The organism is Micromonospora sp. CNZ296, from assembly GCF_007827635.1.
The window spans coordinates 1-11,531 of sequence record NZ_VISW01000045.1; the positions used below are offsets into that span (position 1 = coordinate 1).

Sequence of the window (11,531 nt, forward strand, 5' to 3'; positions counted from 1 at the left end):
AGCCGACGAATCCCCTAGAAGACACCCAAGGTCAGTCAGAGGGTGAGTCAGACCGGCCGGGTGACCCGCTCCCACATCATCACTGTCAGGGGGTGAGGACCACCTGGAGTTCGGTGCGGCGGCGCTCGGCCAGGTCGGTCAGCAGGGCCGGGGCCTCGTCCAGCGGGACCACTGCGGAGATCAGGTGCTTACGGATCACGTCCCCGTACTGGCGCAGCAGCTCCACCGTCTCCGCCGACAGCCGCTCCCGGTCCCAGGTGGGGGCCAGCCCGCGCGGCACCCGGCCGATCTGCGCGCAGCGCAGCGACAGCCCGTTGTGGTGGAACTCCTCACCGAGCCGGACCGCGTCCGCGCCGCCCTGGTAGAACGCCAGGTCGACCACGGTGCCCTGCGGGCGCAGCAGGCGCAGCGCGAGCTGCAACGCCCAGTCCTGACCTCGGCACTGGAAGACCACGTCGGCGCCCCGGTCCCCGGCGGCGTGGTTCCACCGCGTCTTGAGCACCACCGCCGGGTCGTCCGCGTCCGGGTCGAGCGTGTCCAGGCCGAGCGCCTCGGCGACCTGCCGCCGGGCCGGCGTCGGGTCGACCACGACCACCGAGGCGGCGCCGTGCCTGCGGGCGAACAGGGCGGTCAGCAGCGCCACCACGCCGCCACCCACCACGGCCACCCGGCGGCCGCGTACGCCGTCGCCGAGCGAGCGCACGTCGGCGCCGCACAGGTCGGCCGCGGCGTGCAGCAGCCCGTTGGCGCAGATCGGGCCCATGTGCGCGACGTACACGCCGAGCAGCGGATCAAGGTCGTCGGGCAGCGGCACGAACCGCTCGGTGAGCGGGTCGGCGACCCAGCCGCTGCGGTGGCCGTACGTCATGGCGCCGACCTCGCCCACCGCGACGGCCGGGGTCCGGCTCTCCACCACCCGCCCGACCTGCATGTAGCCGAGCCGGGTCACCGGGTACGGCGTGCTCGCCCCGCCGGGCCGGAACAGCCCGAGCGCGGCATCCCAGGTGACGTGCAGGTAGGGGTTGGTGCCCTTGACGAAGCTCAGCTCGGTGCCGGCGGACACGCCGCTGTAGAGCGTCTCCAGCCGGAACGTGCCCTCGCGCAGCTCCGGCGCGTCCAGTTCGGCCAGCTCGACCCGGCCGGGACCGCCGACCACCACCACCCGGTCACGCATCGACGCTCACCCCCGCGTCCGCGACCGGCGCGGAGAGTCGGGACGCCGGCCCGGTCGGCAACGCCACCGGCCGTCCGGTACGCGCCGACTCGGCCACCGCCAGCGCGAGCCGGTGGGTGCGCAGCGCCTCCGCGTACGGCACCCGGACGTCGTCGCCGAGGCCGCAGACGGCGTCGACGAAGGCCCGGTCGACTGCCACCCGCGCGCCGTCCGGGTCGGCGGGAACGTGCCGCTCGCCGTCGGCGTCACGCACGGTCAGGCCGTCCTCGGCCAGCCACAGCGCCAGCCCGTCGGCGAGGATCTCCACGCCGGCCCGGTGCTTCCAGCCGAGCACGCAGGACGCGGCGAGCGTGCCGACCGCGCCGGAGCCGAACCGCAGCGTGGCGGCGGTCACCGAGTCGATGTCGGCGCCGTCGACCGGCGGCGGGCTGCCGTCGCCGTACGCGGTCACCTCGACCGCCTCGCCGGCCAGCAGCCGGACCAGGTCCAGCACGTGCGCGGCCTGCTCGACCACCGGGCCGCCGGAGCGGTCCCGCCGCGCCCACCAGGCAACCGGCGGCACCTTGTCCAGCCAGGCACCGTTGACCATCCGCACCGGACGGCCGGCGAGCAGCCGCCGCGCCTCCTCCACGACGTGCAGGTAACGCCAGTGGTGCCCGACGCCGGTGAGCAGCCCCTGCTGCTGCACCAGCGCGGCGACCCGCTCGGCGGTCTCCAGGTCCAGCGCCACCGGCTTCTCCACGAACATCGGCACCCCGGCTGCGACCACCACCTCCTCGACCGGGCCGTGCGCGAACGGCGGCACGCAGACGTACACCGCGTCCGGCCCGGCCGCGAGCAGCTCGTCCACGTCGCGGAACACCCGGCCGCCGTACGTGCCGGCGAGCGCCCCCGCCGCGTCCGGCGCGACGTCCGTCACACCGAGCAGCTCCACGTCCTCGAAGCCCGTGAGCACCCGGGCGTGGCGTTGTGCCACCCCACCGGCTCCGACTAGTCCCACCCGGCAGGTACGCATCCGACCAACCCTCTCGCCACGACTGGAAGACTGCGGTCACCACTCCCCCCGGCGGCCGCGCGCGAAACGCCGCCGGGGGGCGCAACGCAACGTTCATCCGCCCGGAACCGCCCGGTACGCACCTGGTGATCAGGTTGTTAGGCAAGATCCGGTTAGCGCGGATGCGGGATTGGGAAAACCATGATTCGCGATTCCACCACTAATGGGGGGTGCCCGTGCGGGAATCAGATTCGACCGTCTCACCTGTGGTGGAGGCGTGGGCCACGTACCGCACCAGCACCGCCGACGACTGGCCGGCGCGGCGACTGGTACGCGCCAAGGGCGCGAGCCGGGTCAGCGTGGTGCTGCCGGCCCGCAACGAGGAGGCGACGGTCGGCGCGATCGTGTCGACCGTCCGGGAACACCTGATGGACCGTGTGCCGCTCGTCGACGAGCTGATCGTGGTGGACTCCCGGTCCACCGACCGGACCGCGCAGGTGGCGCGCGCCGCCGGCGCCGAGGTGGTCAGCCAGGACGCGATGACGCGCGGGCTGCCCCGCCTGACCGGCAAGGGCGACGCGCTCTGGGCCGGGCTGGCCGCGGCCGAGGGGGACGTGGTCGCGTTCGTCGACGCCGACCTGCGCGAGTTCCGGCCGCACTTCGTGACCGGGCTGCTCGGGCCGCTGCTGACGGATCCGGGCGTGGAGTTCGTGAAGGGCTTCTACCACCGGCCGCTGGTCGGTGCGACGAGTGTGGAGCCCGACGGCGGCGGGCGGGTGACGGAGCTGATGGCCCGGCCGCTGCTGAACCTGTTCTGGCCGGAGCTGGCCGGTTTCGTGCAACCGCTCGCGGGCGAGTACGCCGGCCGCCGCGAGGTGCTGGAGCGGGTGCCGTTCGTCACCGGGTACGGCGTCGAGACGGCCATGCTGATCGACCTGCTGGAGATGGTCGGGCTGGACGCGCTGGCCCAGGTCGACCTGGGTGAGCGCAAGCACCGGCACCAGGACACCGCCGCGCTGGGCCGGATGTCCGCGCAGATCATGCTGACCGCCTGGTCGCGGCTGCAACGACGCGGGTGGGCGGCGCCGGGGGTGGCGCCGACCGCCCTGCTGACCCAGTTCCGCCGGGGCGGCTCGGAGACGCTGCCCAACCTGGACCGCGAGATCGTGGTCAACGACGTGTCGGTGCAGGAACGCCCGCCGCTGGCGCAGATGCGGCACCGCCTTCCCCGCCGCCGGGTGGCGGCCGCGTGAGTGGGGAAACCCTGAGAGAGGACAGCGCATGACGCTCACCGTGCTGATGAACGCCGGGCCGTGGCTGTCCGTGCCTCCGCCGGGCTACGGCGGCATCGAGAACGTGATCGCCACGCTCGTGCCGGAGCTGCGCCGCCTGGGCGTACGGGTGGTGCTCGCCTCGGTGGAGAGCAGCACGCTACCGGTCGACGAGCGGATCGCGGTCTTCCCGGACGGCCAGTTCCACGCGTTGCAGCGGCCGTACAACCAGGTCTGCGGCGTCTCCCAGGCGCACCTGTCCGAGGTGGTGCGGGCGCTGCACGCCCGCGACGACATCGACCTGGTGCACGACCACGTGGAGGCGGTCGGGCTGGCCACGCTCGCCGCGATGGGCCCGGACGCCCCGCCGGTGCTGCACACGCTGCACTGGGACCTGGCCAAGCATCCGGAGCTGTACGGCAACCTCGACGGCGGCGACCGGGTACGGGTCAACGGCGTGTCCGCGTCGCAGCTGGCGCGCGCTCCGGAGGCGCTGCGCGCGCACTCGGTGGGGCACGTGCACCTGTCCACCCCGCTCGCGGTCGACGCGGACCGGCACGCGCCGGTGGCCAAGGGCGACCACGTGGTGATCCTCGGCCGGATCAACCCGGGCAAGGGGCAGGACCTGGGCGCCCGGCTGGCGCAGGAGAGCGGCTTCCGGCTGGTTCTGGCCGGGCCGGTCGGCCCGTACCACCGGCCGGAGGATCTGGCCGCGGCCGGCGACGAGGCCCGGCAGAACCCGGACGTGCGTTTCTTCTACGACCAGGTGGCGCCGTACGTCGACGGCGACCGGGTGCGCTGGGTCGGCACTGTCGCCGGGCGGGAGCGCGACGACCTGGTCGCCTCGGCGCGGGCGTCGCTGTTCCCCCTGCGCTGGGAGGAGCCGGGCGGTACGGCTGTGGTCGAGTCGCTGTCGCTCGGCACGCCGGTGGTGGCCACCGCCCGGGGCTGCCTGCCGGAGCTGATCGAGCACGGCCGCACCGGCCTGCTCACCGACGACGAGCGTGAGCTGGGTGACCTGGTGCTCGCCGCCGCCGGGCTGGAGCCGGCCGAGTGCCGGCGGGAGGCGGCCCGGCGGTTCACCCCGGCCCGGATGGCACAGCAGTACGTCGAGCTGTACGACCGGGTCCGGGCGGGCGTGACGAAGCCGCTGCAGCCGGCCTGAGCCGCACCGGCCCGGCTGCCCCGCGCGGCCGGGCCGGCGTTTGCCCCCGCCGGGCGCGGGAAACCGGCGCTTCCCGCGGTGGCGAGGAGGCCGGCGTGACGAACTCGATGGCGCACTCCCGGGCACGGCGCAACCCGGCCGACGGGCGGGCGCCGGTACGCCGGATCGCCTCGAGGTTCGCCGTGCTCCTGCTACTGCTCGGCGCGCTGGGCTTCGTGCCGGGCATCACCAGCGACTACGCGGATCTGCGCTTCGCCGGGCCGGGCTCCGGCGCCCGGCTGTTCGGTGTGTTCCAGGTCTCGGCGGTGCACAACCTGGTGCACCTGGTACTCGGCCTGGCCGGGCTGGCGCTGGCCCGTACCGTCGCCGGCGCCCGCACGTTCCTGGTCGGCGCCGGTGCGGTCTACCTGGCGCTGTGGCTCTTCGGTCTGGCGGTCGACAGACGCGACGCGGCGAACGCGCTCGCGGTCAACCGCGCCGACTCGTGGCTGCACCTGCTGCTGGGCGCCGCCATGCTGGCGCTGGGGCTGGTCGCGGCGCGGCGCGGGGACCGCCGCTGACCTGCGCCCCGGCGGCCCCGATGCCCGGTTTCACCGGTCCGGGGCCCGGGTACGTCCGTAGTCCTCCGGCTGCGGGAGGCGGCGATCGCCCCGGCCGGGCGGCCCTCCCCGACGAGAAGGAAACGAGGCGGCGATGGTGACCCGGATCAGGTGCGAGGTCCGCGACGAGTCGCCGGTCACTGTCGTACGGCTGGCCGGAGCGCTCGACCTGGGCACGATGCGCGCGGTGCACGAGGTGCTCGACAACTGCCTCGCCGCGCAGCCGGACGCCCTGGTGGTCGACCTGGAGGAGATCGAGGTCGGCGAGCCGCTCGCCCTGTCCGTCTTCGCCGCCGCCGCGCGGCGCGCCGCCGACTGGCCGGCGGTGCCGATGGTGCTCGCCGCTCCCTGCGCCGAGACGGCGGCCTGGCTGAACGAGACCACCGCCTGCCGGGTGGTGCCGGTGCGCCGGGACTGCGCCGAGGCGACCGCGCTGGCCGGCGCGGAGGCGGCGCCCCGGCTGCGGGCCCGGCTGGAGCCGGTCGCCGGCGCCTGCCGGCGGGCCCGGGAGCTGGTCACGGAGGCGTGCGGCAGGTGGAACGTGCCGGAGCTGGCCGGCCCCGCGTCGCTGGTGCTCACCGAGCTGGTCGGCAACGTGGTGCGGCACGCCGGCACCCCGATGCACGTGACGCTGACGCTGCGCCGGCCGTACCTGCGGGTCGCGGTGATGGACGGCAGCCCGGCCCACGCCCGCGCCGCGAGCAGCCGCGATCCGCGTGCCGAGGGCGGCCGCGGGCTGATGCTGGTCCGCGAGCTGACCCAGCGCTGGGGCAGCACTCCGGTCGGCGCCGGCAAGGTCGTCTGGGCCATGCTCCCGGCTAATTGACCGAATTCTCCGCTCTCGCCTGGTTACATGGGCAGAGGGCCGGGTACGCCCGCCCGTCCTGTCTGTCGTCACACGGGGTGAGATGCCATGCCCAAGCGGGTAGTCACGGAACCGGCACGAGACCGAGGGCCCGCGATCCTCGCGCCGGCCCGGTTCGGGGGCTACCCCGGGCCCGTACGGGAGGCGGTGAAGGGCAACGCGCTGTGGCGGTTGCTGCGGACCACCGACGCCAAGCAGATCGGCCTGCTCTACCTGATCACGTCGTTCGGGTACTTCATCGTCGGCGGGATCCTGGCGTTGATCATCCGAGTGGAGCTGGCCCGGCCGGGGATGCAGGTCGTCTCCCCCGAGCAGTACAACCAGATGTTCACCATGCACGGCACGGTGATGCTGCTGCTGTTCGCCACCCCGCTGTTCTTCGGGTTCGCCAACTACCTGGTGCCGCTGCAGATCGGCGCCGCCGACGTGGCGTTCCCCCGGCTGAACGCGTTCGCGTACTGGCTCTACTTCCTGGGCGCGCTCATGGTCGTGGGCGGGTTCGCCACCCCGGCCGGCGCGGCGGACTTCGGCTGGACCGCGTACACACCGCTGAGCACCGCGCAGCACTCCCCCGGCGTCGGGGCGAACATGTGGGTGGTCGGCCTGGCCGTGTCCGGTCTGGGCACGATCCTCGGCGCGGTCAACCTGATCACCACGATCGTGACGCTGCGCGCGCCGGGCATGACCATGTTCCGGATGCCGATCTTCACCTGGAACGCGCTGCTCACCAGCGTCCTGGTGATCTTCGTGTTCCCGCTGCTGGCCGCCGCGCTGCTGGCGCTGGCCTCGGACCGGCTGCTGCACTCGCACGTGTACGACTCGACGACCGGCGGGCCGATGCTCTGGCAGCACCTGTTCTGGTTCTTCGGCCATCCCGAGGTCTACATCATCGCGCTGCCGTTCTTCGGCATCATCACCGAGATCATCCCGGTGTTCTCCCGCAAGCCGATCTTCGGCTACACCGGCCTGGTGCTGGCCACCATCGCCATCACGGTGCTGTCGATGACCGTCTGGGCGCACCACATGTTCGCCACCGGGCAGGTGCTGCTGCCGTTCTTCAGCATCCTGAGCTTCCTGATCGCGGTGCCGACCGGAGTGAAGTTCTTCAACTGGATCGGCACCATGTGGAAGGGACAGATCACGTTCGAGACGCCGATGCTGTTCGCCGTCGGCTTCCTGGTGACGTTCCTGCTGGGCGGCCTGACCGGGGTGCTGCTGGCCAGCCCGCCGGTGGACTGGCACGTCACCGACAGCTACTTCGTGGTGGCGCACTTCCACTACGTGATGTTCGGGACCATCGTGTTCGCCGCGTTCGGCGGGCTCTACTTCTGGTTCCCGAAGATGACCGGGCGGCTGCTCGACGAGCGGCTGGGCAAGATGCACTTCTGGACCATGTTCATCGGCTTCCACGCCACATTCCTGGTGCAGCACTGGCTCGGCAACGAGGGCATGCCCCGCCGGTACGCCGACTACCTGCCCGGCGACGGCTTCACCACGCTGAACACGATCTCCAGCATCGGCTCGTTCATCCTCGGCGCGTCCACCCTGTTTGTGATCTGGAACATCTGGAAGTCGTGGCGGTACGGCGCGATGGTCACAGTGGACGACCCGTGGGGTTTCGGCAACTCGCTGGAGTGGGCCACCACCTGCCCGCCGCCGCTGCGCAACTTCGACCGGATGCCGCGCATCCGCTCCGAGCGGCCGGCGTTCGACCTCAAGTACGGCCCGCTCGTCTCCGACCTGGGCCGCGATCTGCCGCAGCGCACCACCAAGCCACCGCAGTCGTTCCGCGAGGAGATGCACCACGAGCGGCACGTGCCGGAGTCGCCGTCGGCCGGCGGCGCGTACGGCGCGCCCGAGGCGGTGGACTACCAGCCCGCTCCGCAGTCCGGGGCGCGCCCGGTGGAGGTGCCGGAGCCGGAGGAGGTGCGCCGGCCCAGCTTCGAGGAGACCGACGAGCCGGAGGGCAGCGCGCTCAACGCCGAGCGCGACGACCAGCGCAACGACAGGTGGCGGCACCCGCGCGGGCACGGGGACACCCCGGAGAACTGAGACACCGGACGAGGGCCGGCGCCGTCGGGCGCCGGCCCTCTCGTCGTACGCCTCGCGCCGGCTCCCGTGGTGGGAAGCCGGCGCGGCACGTGCTGGTCGGTCAGTCGGCGGCCGGCAGTCCGGCCGCGGTCAGCGAGCGGCGCACCGCCGGCTGCACCCGGGTCAGCCGCAGCGGCACCCCGGTACGCGCGGCGGCCTCCCGGCCGGCCATCAGCGCGGCGATCCCGCCGGCGTCGAAACCACCGGCGCCGACCAGGTCGACCACCACCTCGCGGGGCTGGCCGGTGACCGCCTGGAGCACCGCCCGGCGCAACTGGTCCGCGCCGGCCCGGTCCACCTCGCCGCCGACCTCGACGACGACCCGGTCGCCGTTCTGCCGCACCGAGATCCGCGCCTTCGCCGGCTCGGCCTCGGCCGCGCCGTTCTGCCAGGGCGGCGGGGCGTCGGCGAGCATCGCCTGACGCAGCCAGGTCAGCGCCCGCGACAGCAGCCGGGACACGTGCATCTGGGAGATGCCGAACCGGGCGGCGATCTCCGCCTGGGTCTGGTTGCCGTAGAAGCGCATCGCCAGGATGCGGCGCTCCCGCCAGGGCAGCCGGTGCAGCAGGCCGCTGACAGTGACCCGGTCGTCCACCGACTCCAGCGCGTGGTCGGACTCGCCGACGAGGTCGCCGAACTCGGCCGAGCTCTCGCCGCCCACCGGCGCGTTGAGCGAGGCCGGGCTGTAGCCGGCGGCCGACTCCAGCGCGGCGAGGATCTCCTCCTCCGGCGTCTCCAGCCGGGCGGACAACTCGGCCACTGTGGGCGCGCGGGACAGCTCGCTGGTCAGCGTCGCCGTCGCCTGTCCCACCTCGAGGATCAGGTCCCGCAGCCGGCGCGGCACGTGCACGCCCCAGGTGCGGTCGCGGAAGTGCCGTTTGATCTCGCCGACGATGGTGATCGCCGCGTACGCGGTGAACGAACCGCGTTCCGGGTCGTACCTGTCGACGGCGTTGACCAGGCCGAGACGGGCCACCTGCTCCAGGTCCTCCAGCGGCTCACCGCGCCCGCGGTAGCGGCGGGCGAGCCGGCCGGCGAACGGCAGCGCGAACCGGACCAGGTCGTCCCGCGCCTCCTGCCGCCGCTCCGGTGGCAGGCCCTCGATCCGGGCCGCGTACGCGAGCGCCGCCGCGTCCAGGTCCTCCAGACCCCGGTCGGTGGTCGGTGGTGTGGGTGTGGTGGTCTGTCCGAACATCCGCGCCCCCTCGCCGAAGAGCCCCCGCCCGGTCGGAACCGGTCGTGCGCGTGGTCGGACCACGCACCGGGTGAGGAAGTTGGGTTACGTGACGGATACGTCGAAAGCGGTGGCTGCCCGCCGCACGGCGTCGTGGGCCGTTTCGCGGCGAGCGGTCTTCCCGCTCCGTAGGTACTCAATCACGGACCGCAGGATCGCGAGGAAGTTTCGCCAGGTTGGCCGGCAGCCCGGTCCCGGCGGCGGTTCAGCGGACCAGCAGGCCCTGGTGTGCGCCTGCGTCACGCAGGACGGTGAGGGCCTCGGCCATCCGCAGCGGCGGCGGCGCGGGCAGGTCGCAGGGCTGGTTGCGCAACACCTCCGTGGCACGTCGGGTGGGTACCGAGGCGACCGGGTAGCCGCGGGCGGCACCTCGGTCCAGGGCCCGCCGGCGGCGCCCGAAGCCGGCCACCGCCAGCCACTGGGGCAGTCCCGCGTACGCGGGCGAGCGCAGGCCGGGCGGCTCGGGCAGCACGTCCACCGAGCTGAACGGCTCGCTGCCGGCCAGCCACCACTCGACGCCCGCGACCCGGCGCGCGGCGGCGTTCTCGCACCAGTAGGGCACCAGGCCGGCCCGCAGCACCTGCGCCGGGTCGAGCAGCCGGCCGCACTCCACCACCAGCCGGTTGCCGGTCTTGCCGGCCCGCCGCAGCCAGCGCCGGTACAGGTCGGCGGTCACCGCGCTCAGCGCGTCCGGCTGCGGCACGACCACCAGGTGCAGCGGATGCCCGTGCCGGTCGCCGAAGGAGCGGGCGTCGTGCTCGAAACCGGACTCCACGCCGTGTTCGGCGAACGCGCCCGCCACCGTGACCTCCGGCGCGGTCCAGCGCGTCTCGTCACCGCCGGCCGCGCGCAGCACCTGGCCCAGCGCCCGGGCGTCCGGGTGGAAGTCGACCGGGTCCAGGCCGCCGCCCGGGCAGCCGGCCTGGAAGCTGTGCCCGTCGCCGCAGTCGCGTACCGGCCAGGTGCGGGCGTCGTGCAGCAGCAGCACCGGCGCGCCCGGTTCCAGCCGGTCGGCCAGGAAGCGCGCGTACGCCTTCGGCAGCGTGCGCCAGCGCACCGCGAACGTCACCGCCGCGCCGGCTGCCGCGCCCCGGCTGGCCGGGCAGTGCACCTGGCGTACGTGCACGCGCGGGTTGGCGTCGAGCAGCCGGGCGGCCAGCGTGGCTCCGTGCGCGTACGCGGCGTCCGGACGGTCCACCGCCCCCCGGGTCCACTGCCCGGCCAGTTCGAACCCGGCAGGGAGCCAGGGCACGCCCAGGGCCACCGCGAGGTGGGCGGCGGCGCCGTGCGGCGAGCCGAGCACCACGCCGGGCCAGCGCCGGTCCGGGTACTGCCCGGCGAACCACCCGGCCACCCGCTCGGCGTCCACGGCGGCGATCTGTCCGGCGGTGAGCGCCGCCCGCCCGGCGGCCCGGACGGCGGCGGCGCGGCGTACCGGCTCGGGCGCGCCGGTGAGGCGGGACAGCGCGCCCGGGTGGCCGAGGTCGCCGCAGTCGTCGCCGCGCAGCGCCCGGGCGGTCACGGCGACCAGGACCCGGGCGGCGCTGCCGGCCGCCACCACCCGCTCCGCGGGCAGCCCTGCGCCGCTGACCGGCGTCCGTTCGACTCGTTCGCTCACCACGCGGCCCGGCTTCCCGTCCCTCTGGGGTCTAAACGGGGCATCTCCCCACGGGTGAGGACCAAGGCCCGCCCGGTAACCGCACCGCCCGCGACACCCAGGTACGCCGTCGCGCCGCGTGCCCGCCGTCGCGGGCGCAACAGCGCTCGGGTGCGGGTTTGGGCCGGACCGGGACGGGCACTGCACCGCGCATGCCCGACGACGAGAGCACCCCGGCGGCGACCATCACCCCGTACCGGGACGGACCACTGCTGGTACGCGGCGACTTCGCGCTGGTCACGCCCGACGGCACGCCGATCGAGACGCGCCGGGGCACGGTGGCGCTGTGCCGGTGCGGAAAGAGCGCGATCAAGCCGTTCTGCGACGGCACGCACAAGCTGAGCGGTTTCCGAGCCGGCAGCGACCGCGAGTCCTGACCCCCACCTCGTCGATCTGTGAGTGGGGTTGTCAAGGGGTTTGGTGGTGGGTGGTGATGGTGCGGTAGAGCTGTCGGGCGATGTAGCGCTTGAGGCAGCGGGTG

10 protein-coding genes are annotated in these 11,531 nt (G+C 74.0%); 6 read left to right on the top strand and 4 right to left on the bottom strand.

Features of this window, described 5'->3' with window-relative positions; genetic code table 11:
- Positions 1-85 precede the first annotated feature (85 nt).
- Both FB455_RS33555 and FB455_RS33560 read right to left on the bottom strand, forming a co-directional pair.
- The gene (locus FB455_RS33555) at positions 86-1,174 is read right to left on the bottom strand and encodes a zinc-binding dehydrogenase (RefSeq protein WP_145755775.1); all 1,089 of its coding nucleotides are present in this window, start codon (positions 1,172-1,174) and stop codon (positions 86-88) included.
- Positions 1,167-2,189 (bottom strand): Gfo/Idh/MocA family protein, encoded by a 1,023-nt coding sequence (locus FB455_RS33560; RefSeq protein ID WP_145755776.1) that lies wholly within the window; start codon positions 2,187-2,189, stop codon positions 1,167-1,169. The genes FB455_RS33555 and FB455_RS33560 overlap by 8 nt, the downstream gene beginning before the upstream one ends.
- Before the next feature lie 248 nt (positions 2,190-2,437).
- On the opposite strand from FB455_RS33560, the gene FB455_RS33565 reads away from it, so the two are divergent.
- From FB455_RS33565 to ctaD, 5 genes are all read left to right on the top strand, one after another.
- Complete coding sequence (locus FB455_RS33565) at positions 2,438-3,421, top strand: glucosyl-3-phosphoglycerate synthase (protein ID WP_225319619.1); 984 nt, start codon at positions 2,438-2,440, stop codon at positions 3,419-3,421.
- A gap of 28 nt (positions 3,422-3,449) precedes the next feature.
- Positions 3,450-4,604 (top strand): glycosyltransferase, encoded by a 1,155-nt coding sequence (locus FB455_RS33570; RefSeq protein ID WP_145755777.1) that lies wholly within the window; start codon positions 3,450-3,452, stop codon positions 4,602-4,604.
- A gap of 107 nt (positions 4,605-4,711) precedes the next feature.
- A complete protein-coding gene (locus FB455_RS33575) occupies positions 4,712-5,164 on the top strand; it encodes a DUF4383 domain-containing protein (protein WP_145755780.1) in 453 nt (150 codons plus the stop codon).
- A gap of 133 nt (positions 5,165-5,297) precedes the next feature.
- Positions 5,298-6,029, top strand: a complete 732-nt coding sequence (locus tag FB455_RS33580) for an ATP-binding protein (protein WP_145755778.1) — start codon at positions 5,298-5,300, stop codon at positions 6,027-6,029.
- A gap of 87 nt (positions 6,030-6,116) precedes the next feature.
- A complete protein-coding gene (gene ctaD / locus FB455_RS33585) occupies positions 6,117-8,120 on the top strand; it encodes an aa3-type cytochrome oxidase subunit I (protein ID WP_013286030.1) in 2,004 nt (667 codons plus the stop codon).
- Positions 8,121-8,220: 100 nt separating this feature from the next.
- Here ctaD and FB455_RS33590 read toward each other — a convergent pair whose 3' ends face one another.
- Both FB455_RS33590 and FB455_RS33595 read right to left on the bottom strand, forming a co-directional pair.
- A complete protein-coding gene (locus FB455_RS33590) occupies positions 8,221-9,354 on the bottom strand; it encodes a SigB/SigF/SigG family RNA polymerase sigma factor (RefSeq protein ID WP_013286029.1) in 1,134 nt (377 codons plus the stop codon).
- A gap of 244 nt (positions 9,355-9,598) precedes the next feature.
- The gene (locus FB455_RS33595; RefSeq protein WP_036311643.1) at positions 9,599-11,014 is read right to left on the bottom strand and encodes a hypothetical protein; all 1,416 of its coding nucleotides are present in this window, start codon (positions 11,012-11,014) and stop codon (positions 9,599-9,601) included.
- A 188-nt stretch (positions 11,015-11,202) separates the two neighbouring features.
- On the opposite strand from FB455_RS33595, the gene FB455_RS33600 reads away from it, so the two are divergent.
- Positions 11,203-11,427, top strand: a complete 225-nt coding sequence (locus FB455_RS33600) for a CDGSH iron-sulfur domain-containing protein (RefSeq protein ID WP_145755779.1) — start codon at positions 11,203-11,205, stop codon at positions 11,425-11,427.
- The last annotated feature ends 104 nt before the right edge of the window (positions 11,428-11,531 follow it).